Origin of the sequence: Calidifontibacillus erzurumensis (genome assembly GCF_013303125.1) — a bacterium.
GTDB lineage: Bacteria > Bacillota > Bacilli > Bacillales > Bacillaceae_J > Calidifontibacillus > Calidifontibacillus erzurumensis.
Map to the genome: position 1 here is coordinate 34,626 of NZ_JABTTE010000009.1, position 18,992 is coordinate 53,617.

The 18,992-nt window shown below is 38.1% G+C and carries 16 protein-coding genes; 15 read left to right on the forward strand and 1 reads right to left on the reverse strand.

From position 1 onward, the window contains the following. Positions 1-240 precede the first annotated feature (240 nt). A complete protein-coding gene (locus HR057_RS08285; protein WP_173730974.1) occupies positions 241-879 on the reverse strand; it encodes a YigZ family protein in 639 nt (212 codons plus the stop codon). A gap of 475 nt (positions 880-1,354) precedes the next feature. Between HR057_RS08285 and HR057_RS08290 the strand changes: the two genes are divergently transcribed. The 15 genes from HR057_RS08290 (at position 1,355) to flgL (ending at position 18,891) form a co-directional block, all read left to right on the forward strand. Next, positions 1,355-2,500: a sensor histidine kinase gene (locus HR057_RS08290; RefSeq protein ID WP_173731041.1), complete on the forward strand. Its 1,146-nt coding sequence runs from the start codon at positions 1,355-1,357 to the stop codon at positions 2,498-2,500. A gap of 760 nt (positions 2,501-3,260) precedes the next feature. Next, positions 3,261-3,965: a response regulator transcription factor gene (locus tag HR057_RS08295; protein ID WP_173730975.1), complete on the forward strand. Its 705-nt coding sequence runs from the start codon at positions 3,261-3,263 to the stop codon at positions 3,963-3,965. 565 nt (positions 3,966-4,530) lie between these two features. Next, entirely contained in the window at positions 4,531-7,017 is a 2,487-nt protein-coding gene (locus HR057_RS08300; protein ID WP_173730976.1) for a hypothetical protein, read from the forward strand. Beyond that, positions 7,014-7,313, forward strand: a complete 300-nt coding sequence (locus tag HR057_RS08305) for an EscU/YscU/HrcU family type III secretion system export apparatus switch protein (RefSeq protein WP_173730977.1) — start codon at positions 7,014-7,016, stop codon at positions 7,311-7,313. Before HR057_RS08300 ends, HR057_RS08305 begins: the two co-directional genes overlap by 4 nt. A 69-nt stretch (positions 7,314-7,382) precedes the next feature. Then, on the forward strand, positions 7,383-7,811 hold the full coding sequence (gene fliS, locus HR057_RS08310) for a flagellar export chaperone FliS (RefSeq protein ID WP_173730978.1): 429 nt from the start codon (positions 7,383-7,385) through the stop codon (positions 7,809-7,811). Positions 7,812-7,873: 62 nt separating this feature from the next. Continuing rightward, the gene (locus HR057_RS17315; RefSeq protein ID WP_173730979.1) at positions 7,874-9,301 is read left to right on the forward strand and encodes a flagellin N-terminal helical domain-containing protein; all 1,428 of its coding nucleotides are present in this window, start codon (positions 7,874-7,876) and stop codon (positions 9,299-9,301) included. Positions 9,302-9,738: 437 nt separating this feature from the next. After that, positions 9,739-10,176: a YaaR family protein gene (locus HR057_RS08320; RefSeq protein WP_173730980.1), complete on the forward strand. Its 438-nt coding sequence runs from the start codon at positions 9,739-9,741 to the stop codon at positions 10,174-10,176. Positions 10,177-10,390: 214 nt separating this feature from the next. Then, entirely contained in the window at positions 10,391-11,236 is an 846-nt protein-coding gene (locus tag HR057_RS08325; protein ID WP_173730981.1) for a DegV family protein, read from the forward strand. A 318-nt stretch (positions 11,237-11,554) separates the two neighbouring features. After that, positions 11,555-13,057: a DEAD/DEAH box helicase gene (locus HR057_RS08330; RefSeq protein ID WP_173731042.1), complete on the forward strand. Its 1,503-nt coding sequence runs from the start codon at positions 11,555-11,557 to the stop codon at positions 13,055-13,057. A 157-nt stretch (positions 13,058-13,214) separates the two neighbouring features. Beyond that, on the forward strand, positions 13,215-13,946 hold the full coding sequence (locus HR057_RS08335; RefSeq protein WP_173730982.1) for a ComF family protein: 732 nt from the start codon (positions 13,215-13,217) through the stop codon (positions 13,944-13,946). 92 nt (positions 13,947-14,038) lie between these two features. Continuing rightward, on the forward strand, positions 14,039-14,464 hold the full coding sequence (locus tag HR057_RS08340; protein ID WP_173730983.1) for a TIGR03826 family flagellar region protein: 426 nt from the start codon (positions 14,039-14,041) through the stop codon (positions 14,462-14,464). Positions 14,465-14,731: 267 nt separating this feature from the next. Continuing rightward, positions 14,732-14,995 carry a flagellar biosynthesis anti-sigma factor FlgM gene (gene flgM, locus HR057_RS08345; RefSeq protein WP_173730984.1) on the forward strand — a complete coding sequence of 88 codons (264 nt, stop codon included), beginning with the start codon at positions 14,732-14,734 and terminating at the stop codon, positions 14,993-14,995. A 45-nt stretch (positions 14,996-15,040) separates the two neighbouring features. After that, positions 15,041-15,691, forward strand: coding sequence for a flagellar protein FlgN (locus HR057_RS17005; protein WP_329955856.1), 651 nt, complete (start codon positions 15,041-15,043; stop codon positions 15,689-15,691). 437 nt (positions 15,692-16,128) lie between these two features. Next, positions 16,129-17,736, forward strand: a complete 1,608-nt coding sequence (gene flgK / locus HR057_RS08360; RefSeq protein ID WP_173730985.1) for a flagellar hook-associated protein FlgK — start codon at positions 16,129-16,131, stop codon at positions 17,734-17,736. A 15-nt stretch (positions 17,737-17,751) separates the two neighbouring features. Continuing rightward, positions 17,752-18,891, forward strand: coding sequence for a flagellar hook-associated protein FlgL (gene flgL / locus HR057_RS08365; protein WP_173730986.1), 1,140 nt, complete (start codon positions 17,752-17,754; stop codon positions 18,889-18,891). The last annotated feature ends 101 nt before the right edge of the window (positions 18,892-18,992 follow it).

The following is an 18,992-nucleotide window of genomic DNA, read 5'->3' on the forward strand; positions in this document are numbered from 1 at the left end:
ATATTACATCGCTCTCTAAACATTTCGTATCCCGTTGGACTAGATTCATCAGCATACCACTTTGAGAACCTTAATCTTCAAATATAGGTACGGAACCCCTAACACTTAATCCGGTTATTGCTCTTTTATCTGATATCGGTCTCCAAACGTTCCATATCTCCTGGACAGAGCAGCCTCACCATTTAATGAACACCGCTCTCCAAACATTCTGTATCTCGTTGGACTGATCTGCCATTCCATCTATTGAACATCAATCTCCAAATATTCCGTTTCTCCTTCAGAAATGTCCGCTTGTCCATTTGTGAGTTCTGTCATCCACGCTGTAAAATTATCCTTCTCATCTTCAGCTACATATGTTTCAATTTCGACTTGATCAGAATAATGAATCGTTTTTAATAGAAATCTTTCATGGGCTCGTAATTCATTTTCAATTTTTCCAAGCCATGAGTACTCAACTTTCGTATGCATCACGCGCATTAAACGTCGTTCAACGACACCAATGGCATTCAAGCCTTCTGAAACTGCTTTTCCATAAGCGCGAATCAGCCCTCCGGCTCCAAGTTTAATGCCGCCAAAATAACGGGTGACGACAACGACTGTATCTTTCAAGTTCCGCTTTTTCAGCACTTCAAGCATCGGCACACCTGCTGTTCCGCTTGGCTCTCCATCATCATTAGCTTTTTGAATTTGATCATGCTCGCCGATTAAATAAGCAGAACAGTTATGCGTCGCATTCCAATGTTTCTTTTTAATCTCTTGTATAAAAGCTTGAGCTTCCTCTTCAGTGGTCGCCCGCTTAATATGAGCAATAAATTTTGATTTTTCAATTATAATTTCATGCTCTCCGGTACCTTTTACTGTATAATATTGTCGTAACATGTCGAAACACTCCCTAATATAGGTCCATATGGCATCCTTATATTTGCGTCATATGGACGATATGATGCTTAGATTGCCCAAAAATTACATATTTTTTAACTGTAAAAAATGCGCCAGTTGCGCTATGTTAGATTTGGGGAACAAATAATATAGTAAGAAATAGAGAATAAATTGCCTATGATTTTGCATTTAAACTCTTATGCAGGGGATGTCCCCACCATATTCATTATAACTAGACGGTATTCATTTTTCATATATTTTAAAAGAGGTTAATTTGAATTTTAATAAGATATCAGCCATGAATGAAAATTCATTTTTCATATTTTTTAAAAAGGCCCCCAAAATATAAATGGGACTTTCGAAGTAATTATAATGAAGGAATAAATTGGATTGTGAAATTTCCATTATACGTATAATAAATATCAAAAGAATCAAACGTACATAAAATTGTACGAAGCTTTTCCCGGAGGCGACCATTGTGTCAGTAGAATTTGATGAAAAAGTATTAGATCAAATTTTAGAAAAAATGATTAATACCGTTTCAAAAAGTAAACAAGAAGTTATTGAAATTAGTGAACAATCGAGACAAGAATACGAAAATTTAACTATTGAATTAATTCAAATAAGGGAAGATGTAAAAGCAACTATTGAGAAAAGCGATCGTCTGGAGCTTTATGAAAAATTGGCCCGGCGTCGTTTGGCAGAAGTGAGTAAAAATTTTACAAAGTATTCCGAGCAAGAAGTGCGTGAAGCTTATGAAAAAGCGCATCAATTGCAAATTGATCTGACCTTTACACGTCAAAGGGAAAAAATGCTCATAGAGCGACGCAATGATTTAGAAATCCGTCTAAAGAAACTGGAAAAAACCGTTGAACGCGCCGATAATTTAGTTAGCCAGATTACAGTCATTTTGAACTATTTAATGGGCGACTTAATGAAAATGAATAAATGGCTGCTGGACGCAAAAGGTAAACAAGAATTTGGTCTGAAAATTATCGAAGCCCAAGAAGAAGAAAGAAGGCGCTTATCGCGGGAGATTCATGATGGGCCAGCGCAAATGCTTGCCAATGTCATGATGCGCTCAGAACTAATAGAGCGAATTTCCCGTGAGCGGGGTATGGAAGAAGCTTTAAAAGAAATAAGAGATATGCGCATGATGGCGCGCTCGGCTTTGTATGAAGTTCGCAAAATTATTTATGATCTGCGTCCAATGGCACTTGATGATTTAGGATTGATTCCGACCTTGAAGCGGTATTTAGCTGCCACAGAGGATTACAATAAAGTGCCAATAACGTTTGTGAGTATAGGTGAAGAAAAACGCTTACCTCAAAGATTGGAAATTGCTTTATTCCGGCTTGTACAAGAAGGCGTTCAAAATGCAGTGAAACATTCCCAGGCAACAGAAATTCAAGTGAAAGTTGAAATAACAAAAAACGCTGGCAAAATTATTATTAAAGATAATGGGATTGGCTTTGATCCATCTGAAAAAAAGGAACATTCATTTGGCCTTATCGGCATGAAGGAGCGCATAGAACTTTTAAAAGGGCAACTTCATATTAATTCGGCACCCGGCAAAGGAACTACAATTAGGATTAACGTGCCAATCATGGAGGATGATTGAGGTTTGATGTAGACCCATTAGGATGAGATATACACATGTTGTGCTAACATTGGACAAGATGTTTGGATGAAGCAGATTTTGTTACGATTTCTTTAGTCAAAGATGATATGTGGTTATTTTCAATGGGGTTCGCGTGATCCTCTTTTATAGTTGATAGAGTTCTTAGATGGGGGAATCATTGGATAAAGGGTTTCATTCATTAATGTTGTTTTTATTCGAGTGACCAAATAGAGAGGCGGTATCTTAAATCGTTATTGTCTTCGTTATGCGCTTTCATAGAGTGGCTGTGTCGTATGACATGCGACTCATGTCACTGGATCAATTGGAAATCTGTCCCAATAACGCAATTTGCCTCGCACGTTTGACTTCTACAGAATGATATTGTTAAAAGAGGTGGCTATTTTGGCCGACGGAGAATATGCTGCACTGATATAGGCTGGTGATCTTTCAAATGTTCAAAAATCTTAAAAGCTTTTGTGTTCACATTTCTCCGCCATAGATGGATAGTGCATGAGAAGTGTGAACAATGTTTGATGTTTTCTAATGCTGCATCCTCATAGACTATGTTATTTTTCTTTTGGTAAAATATGGTAGTATAATGAGTATTAGCCAGTAATTTGAAAGACTTTATAGAATAGTAGGTTTTACAAGATTAATGAAGACATGGAATATATTCGAAATATTGTTAAGATAGAAAACTATTAATATATCAGACGTAATATGAAAAGCGGCTTACTAATGAACGGAGGAGGAACTCATAATGGATGGGGTAATAAAAATAGTTATTATCGACGACCATCAATTGTTTCGCGAAGGTGTTAAACGAATTTTAGAATTTGAAAAAGGTTTCGAAGTAGTTGCAGAAGGAAGCAACGGGAATGAAGCCATTGCGCTTGTTGAACAATATAAGCCTGATGTAGTCGTGATGGATATTAATATGCCACAAATGAACGGTGTAGAAGCAACAGCAAAGCTCGTAGAAAGATTCCCGGATGTAAAAGTACTCATTTTATCGATTCATGATGATGAAAGCTATGTTACTCATGTCATGAAAACTGGTGCTAGAGGTTACTTATTAAAAGAGATGGATGCAGATTCACTTATTGAAGCAGTTAAAGTTGTAGCAGAAGGCGGTTCATATTTGCATCATAAAGTCACACATAATCTCGTTAAAGAATTTCGCCGCTTAGCTGCGGGTGCAACCGAAGGAGGAAATAACTCATCAAATGGAACGTTGAAAAACGTTGAATACCAAAAGCCACTACACCTTTTAACACGCCGAGAATGTGAAGTTTTACAAATGCTCGCAGATGGCAAAAGTAACCGCAGTATTGGAGAAACTTTGTTTATTAGCGAAAAAACTGTTAAAAACCATGTCAGCAATATCTTGCAAAAAATGAATGTAAACGACCGCACTCAAGCTGTTATTGTTGCAATTAAAAACGGTTGGGTGAAGGTGCGTTAATTTCGGTTTACAGTGCAGGAACGAACTTGAGCTCACCGTACTAGTTATCAGAAATAATACAACTGTTTGTAGGGTTAAACGTGGTAGCGCTAAGACTTTTTGAATGTTAAGGCGCATACAAAAAATTTTTTTCGTCTGTGATGCTTTAAAAAATAATAGAAGAAACAATAAAGCTCTTTACCGGTAGGCATCTAACTGGTAAAGGGCTTATTTTTGTGAAAATGTGAACTTTCTAAGTAAAAGAAAAATTCAGTCAATTTGGTAGAAAACATAGGGTGAAAAAATTTTATCTTTTGCTAGGGAAGGGCGGCCAGTCTCCATGCTATAAAGATTTGTTCTAGAATCGCCGCCAGGTTTTGCATCTACAAGTACAAGTCTACCTATAGGAGCCTAATGACCTAGATTAGTTAGTAAATATTGATAAAAATACTGTAATAAACGACAGCCAATAGTTACATTTCAAATAAAGGGCTTAAACTCCTCAATATGGGAATAAATGTCCATTAAAACAGCTTCATTTCAGCCGATATAAAGAGTACAAGTAATTGTTCGGGAGTGGAAAATGATGCAGATTTACAATCAGTATTCACCAAATCAACTGCAGCAGTCCGATCGTCCGCTTGAATTAAAACAAGGGGAGGTTTATTACGCCTCCATTAAAGAGCGCTTTTCCGATAACGAAGCAATCGTCCAAATTCGCGGCAAGGAAATTAAAGCAGTTTTTGAAGGACAAGTACCTGCAGAAGACCGGGGAGTTGTACAGGTAAGTGGCCAAAAGGGCGATGCTGTTTTATTGAAGTCAGTCTCGCTTGAATCGATAAAACAAAATTCAGCTCCTTCACAGCCGCAAGTGCAGTCATCCAGCAATGCCCAAATCTTTCAAAGTGTCGGGATTACATCAAAAGACATCCCCGAACTAAAACAAAGCGTGCAAATGTTATTAGATAAAAACATGCCAGTTACAAAAGAGACTGTTCAAGTTTTGCGGCAATTTTTTGAAAAAGCATCGGGAAGTCCTGCGGAAATGCTAAATACAGTGAAAGCACTCGCCAACAAACGTTTAGAAGTAACAAATGCCCATTTGCAATCAATCCATGAAGCACTGCATGGCAAACCTTTGCATGAAGTGTTAACAGCTTTAGCAAGAGAAATCGAACCAAGTTTTGAATTAAGAGAAACGTCGAAAATCGTTCAAACTGTCGTGCCGAAAAACTCATACCCAACAGATACAAGAAGGCAAATTTTACTGGAACAGCAAGGGATATCTTGGAATAAGCAGCCGCAAGAAGCACAGAGGCAAATTCCCCTCCAAAATCAAGGGGCCACTTCGATGAACGAAAAACAGCCAATCGATATGCTCAATGCAATACAAAAAGCAGCTGAACTAGAAAATTTACGCCAATCCGAAATAATGAACACAATCAATAAATGGATTCAGCAAACAGACGCAAATCAACAGATGAGTGACAGTGAAAATTGGATCAAACTCATTGCGAATCTCATTAATGAAGAGACGACAGCAAATGATTCAAATAAACAGCCAAGCACTTTGATAAAAGAAGCTTTAAAAATGATCCAAAAAGAAGCAAACCTTACACATGCACTAGATCAACTACTAAACAGCTTCTCAAAAAATGCAAATTTGGACGTAAATATAATTCGCAAAGTGGAACAAGCAGCAGGAGAAGCTGCCAAATTATTGGACAAAGGTCGTGAACTTGGCGCAAGACAGCACTTGACAAATATTTTAACTGAAATAGAACAAGAACTGGCTAAACAAATGCAAAATCAAAATCCGAACGTGCAGCAAAAAACTGATCAACAAAAAGAAATCCATGAAGGGTTTCTAAAACATTTTGAACAAAACGAACAATTTCAAACATTGCCGATTCAAACGAAAAATATTCTCGTTACAAAAGTAACTGCGAAACTCGCTCAAGCTACCCACGATTTTCGGGAATTGAAGCGAGAGATTACGAGAAATTTAGATTCCGTCGAACGGTTCATAAACATCCTGAAGAAAAATGCTTATCCGCAAGCGAAGCAAATGCTAGAAGCAACAATAAATAAGCTGGACAATGCGATCTTAAAAAGCGATGTCATGCTTTATACCGATATGAAAACAGAGAAACAGCTATTGCATGCGAGCACACAGCTAGCAGATGCTAAAAAACTGTTAGCAAAAGGCAATCATGCAGAAGCTGCCCAAATCGTCCAACAAGTAAAAACATTGCTTGAAAAAATAAATTTCAAACCGTCCGAACAAAAAGTCTTTCATTATGTTGCAAAAGAAAGCATGAACATGGAACAAGGACGTGCGCAACAACAGTTGCTGCAAACGTTTGAAGAAGCATCCCGTTCTTTCTCAAGACAGGAGCCGTCAGCACGTCAAATGTATGAAATCATCCGTTCTTTAGGCCTTAACCATGACAGTGAATTGGCCCGGTCGCTCGTGTCCGAAAAAGGTGGAGATCCAGCTTTTCAACAAAAACAAGAAGAACTCCAACAAAATTTAAAAGCAGTCTTATTGAAACTAGCACAAACCGGCGGGGAGGAAACGACGCAAAAAGTTGCCCAACTAACTGAACAAGCCCTTACGAATTTAACCGGACAGCAGCTATTAAGTAAAGCAGACGGTGGGCAAACGCTCCAATCATTGTTTTTTAGCTTGCCGCTATTAATCGGAGAACGCCCAGAAAATCTACAAGTGTTCGTGAATTCGAAAAATAAAGGACACCAAGTCGACTGGGAAAACTGCAGCCTTTACTTTTTAATCGAAACAAAAAAACTAGGAGATGTTGGCATAATGCTGACATCCATCGATCGGAACCTTTCGATTACGATAAAAAATGATAAACCGGGCTTTAAAGAAAAAATGGAGCCGCTCGCAAGCATGACAAAGGAAAAGCTGCAAGAGCTCGGCTATCAAGTGAACAGCATTCAATTTGCAAAAATGACGACAGCAGTCCAATCAACAGATGAAAAGCAACACCAAGGACAAACCCAAAACAAACCTGTTTTTGGAGAGAAAGGAATGGACTTTAAAATATGATCATCTCAAAGTTTTACAACCAAAAAAGGCGCAAAGAAATCAATGGTCCGTCTGCAGCAGTTATTAAATACGATGAAGAATCCGGTAAAGCTCCGGTTGTCGTTGCCCACGGAAAAGGGGAAGTCGCTCGGCAAATTATTGAAATCGCAAAGAAAAACAATATTCACATGCAAGAGGATGCGATGCTTGTTGAAAATCTATTAGATATGGATCTAGGAGAAAGCATTCCACCGCAGCTTTATGCTGTGATGGCAGAAATATTACTGCTTATTGAAGAAATGGAAAAAAACTATTAATCTTCTATAAAAATTGACAAACTTGAACCGATAATAAGAACAGAGACAAAAATGGGAGGTGCCCCAAACGTGGCTGGTCTATTAACAGAAGAAGCTCTTTTCAAAAAGTCACCTCAAGAAATTACAGCCCTTTTATATGAAGCGTGTATTACTAATTTAGAAGAAGCTATTGAAGATATAAAAAATAAAGATTTTGTCATCGCAAACAAAAAACTGCAAAAAGCAAATGATATTTTATACCGTTTAGGGGCGGGGTTAAACTATGAAGCTGGCATCATTGCCGACCAACTCGACGCTCTCTATAACTACATGGCTGACAAAATCATCGAAGCGAACTATAAAAAAGATATTAAACTCATTGAGGATGTTTTAAAAGTGATGGAGCCAATCTCCCAAGCTTGGAATGATGCGTTAAAGAAAAAATCTGTTCCATCTACTTCGGGTGTAAGAAATAAAGCAATGGCTTATGAAAAAAGTGTACTAATTGATGATAAATAAAAACAATCGGCTCTACTGGTTCAGCAATACATTTAATTGGGGCAAAAAAGGAGGAACATTTCGTGAGAATTAATCATAATATCCAAGCACTAAATGCATATCGCAACCTATATACAAATCAAATGTCGATATCCAAAAACTTAGAAAAACTTTCATCCGGTATGCGCATCAACCGAGCTGCTGACGATGCTGCAGGTCTTGCAATCTCAGAAAAAATGCGCTCTCAAATCCGCGGCTTGAAACAAGCGGAAAGAAACTCCATGGACGGCATTTCGCTCATGCAAACAGCAGAAGGAGCTATGACCGAAGTCCATTCGATGCTCCAACGGATGAGAGAACTAGCTGTTCAAGCTGCGAATGATACAAATACAAAAGAAGACCGGGAAGCAATACAAAAAGAAATTGATCAACTAAAGCTAGAAATAGATAGTATTGCAGCTAAAACTGAATTTAACACCCGAAAATTACTAGATGGTTCCAGTGCGGTTGATACGCAATTTTCAAATGCAAATCCAACAAATTTATTAACTGTACCGACTGTAGTTGACCCAGCTATGGAAAGCGGAGACTATCAGGTGACAGTTGAAATGGGAACAATTAGTGCAGTTAAAAAATTAACACAACCAGGGGCTGGGGTAAAAAGTACAGATGTTATTGCAAGTGATTTAACTGAATTGCAGGATCAAGAACTAAAATTAGGCGAATATTCCATTGTTGTGACAGACATTGTTGTGGATGATAGTACTATTCCTGCTACGAAGAGCGCGACTATTGAAGTATTTGATCCAGATGGCTTTTCATTAGGGAAAAAAGCAAGTCAAATTGCTCAAGCCTCATCAAATGTTATTCAAATTGGAACTGCGCCTAAAATGATTGAAATAGACACAAGTCAAATTTCATTAGCAGGGACTGCAAAAATAAAAATTGAATATGAGGCAGAGTTTTCTGTTAAAAGACATGATGGTACAACATATCAAGATATTACCTTTAAAAAGAAAATTACAACAGAAAATGGAGTTATTAAGCACGGAGGCTTGGAACTTTTATTTGGAACGAATATGACCGCTGGAGATTCTCAATTTACTTTAACGAACAAGGCGCTATCCTTCCAAATTGGTGCCAACACAAACCAAAATGTCATGATTGACGTACCACAGCTTAGCACAGTCAAACTTGGTATTGATGAAATTAATGTATTGGACCATGAATCAGCTAATGACGCTATTTTTAAATTGGAAAAAGCTATTACGCAAATTTCAGCAGTTCGATCTAAACTCGGTGCTACGCAAAATCGCTTAGAACACACGATTAACAACTTACAAGTCACTCATGAAAACTTATCATCAGCAGAATCACGCATCCGCGATGCTGATATGGCACTAGAAATGACTGAGTTTACAAAGAACAATATTTTAAACCAGTCCGCCCAAGCGATGCTTGCTCAAGCAAATCAATTGCCGCAAGGAGTCTTGCAATTATTGCAAAGTTAATAAATTTTATTCTTATATGGAGGCCTGTTTGATCTCACATCAGACGAGCCTCTTTTTTTAAAAGATTGTTCAGATAGCCTCATTTTCGAACCTGGCAACGCCCTTCCATCGGCTAACTAACTTCTGAATTTATAAAGCTTTCCACTTTTCTGACAGGCTCTCTTTTTCAAAAATGCTTATGTTATAATAGAATGGATATCCAATAAATGTTTCCAAGCTAGGAAGAAAAGTTTCTCGAGTGGAGGAGCAGTCAACCTATCATTCGAATCAAATCAAAAGAACCAACCTTGCATCTTACCAATCTATCGGTAGTTTATTGCAATCATTTGTTTGAAACAATTTTGTACAAAATAGAAGTTATCACCTTGTTCGAGCAAAATTTTTGTTGTAAATATACGATTTACTTATGTGAAATTTCAAACGAAGGCGTGGTCATGATGGATGTACAAAAAATTGGAAAAATAGGCTTGAACCAAATAAAAGCAAAAAAATCTGTACCAACTGAGAGTATTTCTTTTCAAGAAGTGATGGGAAAGTCGCGCCAAGAAATGGTCTATGAAAAATTGACAAAACTTGTCCAAGACATCGAAGAACAAGGAAAAGTGTTGGCAGAATCGAGAACAATTGATGAACTGCGTAAATATAAAAAAATGGTTAAACAATTTATGGATGAAGCGGTGCAGCATGGATTGCAGCTTGAAGAACGCCGCGGTTTCAACCGGCGCGGACGGACAAAAATTTATAAGATCGTCAAAGAAGTCGATAAAAAACTGATTGAATTAACGAATACAGTTTTAGATAAAGAACAAAAGAGCCTAGATATTTTGAGCATGGTTGGCGAAATTAAAGGTCTGTTGATAAATATTTACACGTAAAGCTTTAACCTCACTATTTATTCGTATATTTTAATGTTTTCACTATCTGTTTCAGAGTGTGTAATTTCAAGCTGAAATTCCTTGCAAATTTTTGTACAATCATAGGGGGACTAATACTAATTGCGGCTAAGATGGCTATTCCTATCAAAGAATAATAAACAGAATATGTTTTACCAATGCCGCAATGAATTAAAATACAAGGAAGGTATCTAATATGAAAATTGCCATCGTTACAGATAGCACCGCTTACATTCCGAAAAATGTGCGTGAGCAATTGGAGATCGAAATGATCCCGCTAAATGTAATTTTTGGAACAGAATCATACCAAGAAGAAATTGAACTAACGATTGAAGAATTTTACGAAAAGGTCAGACATTCAACTGAACTGCCAAAAACATCACAGCCGGCGATCGGCTTGTTTGAACAAACATACAGAAAACTAAAAGACAAAGGGTATGAAGCGGTCATATCCATCCATTTATCAAGCGGGATAAGTGGAACGTATCAAGCGTCGCGAACGGCTGCTGATATGGTCGAAGGTATTACTGTCTATTCTTATGATTCTGAAATTAGCTGTATGGCACAAGGATTTTATGTCATTGAAGCAGCACAAATGGCAAAGCAAGGAAAGAAAGTATTCGAAATTCTTGCGCGTCTTGACGAAATAAAAAATTCAATGGTTGCTTATTTTATGGTTGATGACTTGTCCCATTTACAGCGCGGTGGCCGTTTGAGCGGAGCACAAGCATTGATCGGCAGCTTGCTTCAAGTAAAGCCGATTTTGCATTTTGAAAATACAAAAATTGTTCCGTTTGAAAAAATTCGCACTCAGAAAAAAGCGCTTAAGCGAATATTAGAGTTGTTTGATGAAGATGCCAATACAGGTGTGCCAATTGTAGCATCGGTTATTCACGCCAACCGCCCTGAAACAGCTGAACAGATAAAAAATCAAATTCAAGAAAATTATCCAAATGTAGAAATAAGTATCAGCTATTTTGGACCGGTCATCGGCACCCATTTAGGTGAAGGTGCATTAGGATTAGTATGGTATAAAAAATAATAGTAGGACCTCTTGATTAATGGTAAAAATTTTTTTCATTCGTGAAAGAATACCTCGATTTGAGATATAAATAAATGGCACTAGCGGTTGCCTGGCTGTTAGTGCCTTCTCTTAACTTTTCACTCGTATCATTTCCTCTTTATATCAGCAATTTCCCTTATTCATATTAACTTGAACCTAATGTTCATCGAAAAAATCCACGCTCTAAACCTATAATTTTAGTGGGTCTTTGGTTCTCAAAAAAGTGGCCTTGCTATTTATTATATAAAAGGAAGGTGCTTACATGTGAGGTTTTCCGTCCAAAAACGGGATGACAAAATGTTTCTTGTTCCAGAAATTTTCGGTGATGAAACGAAAAACAACGATAACCCATTTCAATCCATCAGTAAAATTCAAAATCTACTACCACAACCGATAAACCCCGAATTCGAATACTCCCGCGATCTCCAGAAATTTTTACAAGGAAAACGACTACTTTTGGATGAAATCCCGTTTTCACTTGAAGAACTTCATGACCACTATCTCCACGGTTATATTCAATACGAACACGGAATTATTACGAAATCAAAAATTCCAAAGCAATTTATATGCCAGCGGTGCGGCAATCAAAACGATGCGCTTTTTGCTTCCTTTGCTTGTGCCCGCTGCCATGAACCAGCTTGTACATACTGCCGTCATTGCATCATGATGGGCCGTGTCAGCCAATGTACTCCTCTCATAACATGGACTGTTCCAGTTACAAACGGGCAACAGACCAACACTCATGTACTAAATTGGACAGGCCAGTTGTCACCTGGCCAACAACTAGCATCAAAAAAAGTAGTTGAAGCGATTACTAACAAAAACGATCTTTTCGTTTGGGCAGTGTGTGGATCTGGGAAAACGGAAGTACTCTTTCAAGGCATATTAACGGCTCTCGAACAAGGAAAGCACGTCTGTGTGACGACACCAAGGACTGACGTCGTTTTGGAACTTACTCCTCGGTTAAAGCAAGCGTTCCCGCAAACACCTGTCATTTCTTTATACGGAGGAAGCGATGACCGCTGCAAATCAGCACAGCTTACAATTGCAACAACTCACCAATTGCTCCGCTATTATAAAAACTTCGATGTCGTCATAATCGACGAGGTCGATGCTTTTCCATACTCAGCCGATGCCACTTTGCAATATGCGGTCGAACAGACTAAAAAAGAAGATGCAGCAACCATTTACTTAACGGCCACCCCAAGCGAAGAATTTAAGAGAAAAGCAAAAATGAAGAAGATTGATACTGTTACAATCCCAGCAAGATATCACCGCCACCCTTTGCCAGTTCCAACTTTCCACTGGTGCGGAAACTGGAAGAAACAGCTTCATCGAAAACGTAGTCTTCCACTGAAAGTCCAATCATGGGTTGTATCCCATTTGCAAACAGAAAAACAAGCATTTTTGTTTGTTCCTGATATTGAAACGCTCAACAAAGTCGTTGCAGTTTTGCAAAAAGAACATCCGGCTATTGAAGGTGTTCATGCGGAAGATCAGAAACGGAAAGAAAAAGTACAAGCATTCCGATCTGGTGAGATTCCAATTATAGTAACAACAACGATCCTTGAAAGAGGCGTAACTGTCCCAAATACAGATGTAGCCGTTTTAGGTGCTGAAGATTCGATTTTTACAGAAAGTGCCCTAGTCCAAATCGCAGGACGTGTCGGCCGCAATCCCAAATACCCTACTGGTGAAGTTATATTTTTTCATTATGGAAAAACAAATGCAATGGTTGCCGCGAGAGCGCAAATTTTAAAAATGAATAAAGAAGGGAAAAGGCTAGGGTTATTAGATTAATGAGAAAACAAACTTCGAATTGTGACCCCTCGTATTGAAAAAGCCATTTTCAAAAGAATCCGCTGGAAGAATACTTGGTGAATAAGCTTTTGATTGGAATGTAAATGCAAACTGCTGTGTTTTATCTTTTAAGAAAGAACACCAAGGAGGAAAATAAATGCTATGCCTCGTCTGTAATCAGACTATCTCAAACACAACGACTTGGAATATGTTATTTTCTCTCTCTAGATCACAACACAAATCACCGCTTTGCACAGAGTGTATGCAGCAGCTAGAAGAAATCAGCGGAGAGCAATGCCGCCTATGCAGCCGGCCTTTTTCAAAACTTGCAGCGAAGTATCGAAAAGGAGACCTTTGCAACGACTGTTTTATTTGGGAAGAGCAGCCGGAATGGAGCGGCTTGCTAGAACGAAACCTATCCATTTTTCATTACAATGAATTTTTAAAAGAAGTTCTTGCCCGTTTTAAGTTTCGCGGCGATCACGAACTTGTCAACATTTTCGCCAGCTACATGAGACAAAAATTTAAACAAATCTCTGACCGAAAAAATACTCCAATTATAATACCTGTTCCCCTTAGCCCCGAACGTTTGTATGAAAGAGGTTTTAACCAAGCTTACTCACTAGCAAGTCTCTTGCACTTTCCGATTGATGATATTCTTGAGAGAGTGCATACAGAAAAACAAAGCAAGAAAAAACGGACGGAAAGAGTTTTGGCTGATTCCCCATTTTCCCTCAGACACAACATCCAAAGAGACCGATACGCAAATAAACAGCTTTTATTAATTGATGATATATACACAACAGGCACAACGCTCCGGCAAATTTCGAAAGTATTAAAGCCTCTTTCTCCCAAATCAATTTGTGCATTAACATTGGCGCGGGGCTAATAGATTAAAAAAATTTCTATTACTCTAAATATCTAATCTCTTTTTGACGATATAATAACTATAGTAGAGAACGTCTAAGGGGGAACAACAGCATGCCAGAACTAGACAATTGTGAGAGATGCGGACGCCTATACGTACGTAATGCTCGCCGGATATGTGATGTTTGCCGTAAAGAAGAAGATAAATTATTCGAGAAAGTTTATCAATATATTAGAAAACGTGAAAACCGATCTGCTACAATTATAGAAGTTGTAGAGGCAACTGGTGTTCCTGAAGACACCATTATGCGTTTTGTGAAAGAAGGCCGATTACGGACAGCGCAATTTCCAAACCTCGGCTACCGTTGTGAGAAATGCGGAACGCTCATTCAACAAGGCAAGCTTTGTATAAAATGTACGCAAAAACTTCAGACTGATCTTAAAAAACATGAAGAGGAAGAAAAATGGAAGCGGGAACGAGAGGAAGCTGAAAGAAGAGAGCGAACTTATTATACAAAAGATTCTAGAATTGATGATTAACTTAACACAGTATGTAAACTTTGTGCCAAAAGTGCCGATATAAATAATAAAAGCAAATGAAATACACAACTGCTTGTATTTTTGGATTAGTACGGGGAGAGGGGAGAGTACCTCTAAAACTTATAGAGATAACCTACTCATTTCCTTCCAGATGGAGTAGAAGATAAGGCACCAACCTTAAAAAGATACACGCTAACCGTAAACAAAGCTAACCATTGTATGGTGTTAAATGGGATAAAAAACTCAATTAGAAAAGAGGTGACAGTCTTGAAAATTAATAACTTTCGTCCGGTTCATATGAATCCTTATCGCAAGCAAATTGAAAAATTCGACAAAGCGGAAAAAACGGCGAAAACTGATAAGGTGCAAATTTCAGCTGAAGCGTTGGAATTGCAAAAAGCTAACCGCATTGAACTTGACCGACAAGCGAAAGTAGAAGAATTGAAGAAAAAAATTGAAGCGGGCGAATACAAGGTAAACCCACGTGAAATTGCAAAAAAAATGTACGAATTTTGGAATCATGAAGAATAATCACTAGTACAAGAATTCCTAAAACGCTAAAGGAGGGGATTGTCAGTGTCTCAATCAGCTAAGCCGCTCATTCAAATTTTAGAAAAAATGCTTGTTTTGCATAAAAGCTTGCATCAGCTGGCTAAGAAAAAAACAGATATTTTAAAGGCAGGGGACACTGATGTCCTAAGCAATCTTTTAAATGAAGAAAAGCATCATATTGAAGCCATCCAAAAATTAGAGAAAGAACGGCAATATTTAGCAAATCAATTTGTTGCAGAAGCCGCAAGTGGGCTTCATCAACAAAATGACGATTCTAAACAGTTGTTATCAGGGAGTAAGCCAAACCAAGCTTTCGATCAATATCCTGCCTTAGGCTTTAACAGCCCTGCTTTTAATCAACATTCTCAACAAGCCGCTCGCCAAACAATGCAGCCTCAGAATCCTGCCAATGCGACGATTTCTGACTGCATTACGTATGCCAATGGAAAAGAGAAACAGAAATTGCAGCAATTAAAAAACGATTTGGAAAAAGAAATTAATGAATTGTCAAACCGGAACAAACTAAATCAAGAGTTGCTCATTCAATCTTTGCAATTTGTTAACTTATCGCTGGATTTATTCATGCCGGAAATTGATGCTTACAATTATGAACGGCCTGGACAGACTTCCCAGCCGTATGGGGAAGGGCGTTCGTTTTTTAACTCGAAAGTTTGACCGTCATTTTTCTATTAAAATGTTGACGGAGATTATTTTCATTCTGGGTTGTGGTCGAAACATCATGGTAGTTTTCTGTGAAAATATAATGGTGGAAAATTATTTACATTCGGGGTTGTGGCCGAAAAACAATGAATGTTTTTTTCATCAATAGAAATTAAGTACATAGGCATTTTTTATTTCTGCGAAAAAAGGCGTGAAAATTTTTAAAACAAAAGTTCATGAATGTTTTCGATGAAAAAGGCATTTGAAATTATTTTCATTCTGGGTTGCGGTCGCAAGCCCATGGATGTTTTTTTAACAAAGAATCATTACTTAATTTTTGTATCAAACTAAATTTCATTTTTTAGTGAAATATACAAATTCTCGCAAACTAGCATTCTTTTTATTTAAATAGAGTAATAATGAACGGACTAACCTTGGAGGTGAACCGATCGATGTCAGTTTCAACGTTTCACGGTTTAGAAGTGGCGCGAAGAGGAATGATGAGCCAGCAAGCTGCCCTTTATACAACCGGTCATAATATCGCCAACGCAAACACACCTGGATATACGAGACAACGGGTTAATTTTGAACAAACGGAACCATATCCTGCTCCAGCGAGAAACCGACCTCAAATGCCGGGACAGTTGGGAACTGGGGTGACGGCTGGAGAAATCCAGCGCATTCGGGATTCATTTGTTGATGCACAATTTCGTAGTGAAAACAGCAAGTTTGGCTATTGGCAAGCAAAAGCGGATATGTTAAGGCAAATGGAAGACATTATGAATGAGCCGTCTGATACAGGTTTAGCTAAATCGATGGATGAATTTTGGAATTCATTGCAAGATTTGGCGGTGCAACCACAAAATGATGGCGCTAGACGTGTCGTCCGCCAGCGCGGGATTGCTTTAGCGAACACGTTTAACTATATATACAATTCGTTAAAAGCGGTTCAATCTGACTATCGAAATGAAATCGATATTACCGAAAAGCGGATCAATTCGTTATTACGACAAATTAACCAGGTGAACAAACAAATTGGTGCAATTGAACCTCATGGATATCTTCCAAATGATTTGTACGATGAACGCGATCGTTTAGTTGATGAGCTATCAACTTATATCAATATTAAAATAGTACCAAAATCTAGCGGGGGATTAGCCTCACCGAATGCGGAAGGTTTATATGATATTTACTTAGCAACACCTGAAGGTGATATTTTAAACGATGGTACGAATCAATATCAATTGATTGATTCAAGTACGCATACAGCCTTTGGAATTTATATTGAATATAATGGGACAAACCTTGATAGTCCTGTTGAACAAATTCATTTTTACGAACTCAAACAGACTGAAGAAGGTTTTGAAAATACGGTAGATAAATATCAAAGTCTTTCATTTTCTAATTTTAATACGAATGGCAGTTTAAAAGGATATATTGAAGGATATGGTTATATTGAAGGAGCAGATGTAAAAGGTCTTTACAACAAAATGCTCGCAGATCTTGATGAAATGGCTATTACATTTGCAGAAGAATTTAACAAAGTACATCGTGAAGGTTGGAGCTTGCATGAAATTCGAACCAACACTTATGACCCAAATGGATATGACTTTTTTGACTTCGGAAATCCTCCTTCGGCTAGCAATATAAGTGTGCACCAAAAAATATTAGAGGATGTAAGTTATATTGCTGCCGCTTCCAATCCTACTAGCGGTACGGCTAATGCCGGGGACGGTTCCAATGCATTAAATTTGGCCAATGTGAAAGATGCTATTTTAAATTATGGCGGAAGTCAAACAAACGTCCATACATTTTACCAAGGTATGATCGGATCAATGGGCGATATGGCATCTGAAGCAAACCGCATGTCGAATACGGCAGCTGTTTTAAAAGAGTCCGTTGACCACCGGCGCATGTCGATTGGTAATGTGTCGTTGGATGAGGAAATGACAAATATGGTTAAATTCCAGCACGCCTACAACGCATCAGCACGCATGATCACAATGATCGACGAAATGTTGGATAAAGTGATTAATGGCATGGGCGTCTCAGGTAGATAAGGCAGGTGAGAACAATTGCGAGTTACGCAAAATATGCTGACAAGCAACACTTTAAAGTATATTAGCAAAAATTATGAACGTTTAGCTCAAATACAAGATCAAATTAATACAGGCAAAAAAATAACCCGTCCCTCTCAAGATCCTGTCGTTGCTATGAAAGGGATGCGTTATCGCAGCCAATTAGTGGAAGTAGAACAGTTTTACCGCAATTTAACAGAAGGTTTTACTTGGCTGGAAAACAGTGATGCAGCGTTAGAAGAAACGACGCAAGTACTGAACCGCATTCGTGATCTTGTTGTACAAGCATCAAACGATACGTACGATCCGGTTGCACGCGACAGCATCGCCAAAGAAATCGAACAGCTTAGGCTCCATTTAGTCTCGATGGCCAATACAAAAGTGGGAGATAATTATATTTTTAATGGAACGAAAACTGATTCAGAGCCAGTCAATAGCAACCGAATAAACATCGAATTTAATGAGCTTGAAAGCACCAGTCAACCTGAGAATTATGTAGTTAGCTACAACGGGGAGACGTATAAATACCAGACAACCAATGGGACAACATTGGAATTTGAATCTAAGTTCGGCAATAAGATTCTCATAGATACTAATTCAGGCGAAGTTATCTATCAATATCAAGAGGAATTAAAATATAAAGACGGCCAGCCAGTTGTTATTGAAAAAACTATAAATAGCAGTGATTTAGTTATTTCTGCAATTGATGCAGTGTCAGCGAATACAGAAGATGTAGTAGTTGAAGTAATGAAGGGTGTCACAATCCCGATCAATATTCGTCCGCAAGATGCTTATTCTATTGAATTATTCAGTTCGATTGAATCGATCATAAAAATGTTGAAAAACGAAAATGCGGAAGGGAAAGACATTAACAAAGCCATTCAATCGATCGATCAATTGCTATCAGGTGTCAACTCTACAAGGGCGGAGGTCGGTGCCCGTCAAAACCGTGCTGATTTAGTAGAAAACCGGTTGTTAATGCAACAAGTTATTGCTGAAAAAACGGTGTCCGATAACGAAGATATTGACTTTGAAAAAGCGATCATCGATTTGACCACCCAAGAAAGCCTTCACCGGGCAGCACTGGCAGCCGGTGCACGCATCATTCAACCGACATTACTAGACTTTTTACGATAAGGAAGCTAAACAGTAGGGAACACATCCCTGCTGTTTTCTTTAATAGGGAATTTTTGGTGTCAACTTAGCGTCCACAGATAAAATATGATAGAACTGCTTTT

Bases quoted from the DNA above. Each gene is read 5' to 3' on its own strand.
- HR057_RS08285 (WP_173730974.1), bottom strand. From the start codon at position 879: ATGTTACGACAATATTATACAGTAAAAGGTACCGGAGAGCATGAAATT.
- HR057_RS08295 (WP_173730975.1), top strand. From the start codon at position 3,261: ATGGATGGGGTAATAAAAATAGTTATTATCGACGACCATCAATTGTTT.
- HR057_RS08300 (WP_173730976.1), top strand. From the start codon at position 4,531: ATGCAGATTTACAATCAGTATTCACCAAATCAACTGCAGCAGTCCGAT.
- HR057_RS08305 (WP_173730977.1), top strand. From the start codon at position 7,014: ATGATCATCTCAAAGTTTTACAACCAAAAAAGGCGCAAAGAAATCAAT.
- HR057_RS08320 (WP_173730980.1), top strand. From the start codon at position 9,739: ATGGATGTACAAAAAATTGGAAAAATAGGCTTGAACCAAATAAAAGCA.
- HR057_RS08325 (WP_173730981.1), top strand. From the start codon at position 10,391: ATGAAAATTGCCATCGTTACAGATAGCACCGCTTACATTCCGAAAAAT.
- HR057_RS08330 (WP_173731042.1), top strand. From the start codon at position 11,555: ATGTTTCTTGTTCCAGAAATTTTCGGTGATGAAACGAAAAACAACGAT.
- HR057_RS08335 (WP_173730982.1), top strand. From the start codon at position 13,215: ATGCTATGCCTCGTCTGTAATCAGACTATCTCAAACACAACGACTTGG.
- HR057_RS08340 (WP_173730983.1), top strand. From the start codon at position 14,039: ATGCCAGAACTAGACAATTGTGAGAGATGCGGACGCCTATACGTACGT.
- flgK (WP_173730985.1), top strand. From the start codon at position 16,129: ATGTCAGTTTCAACGTTTCACGGTTTAGAAGTGGCGCGAAGAGGAATG.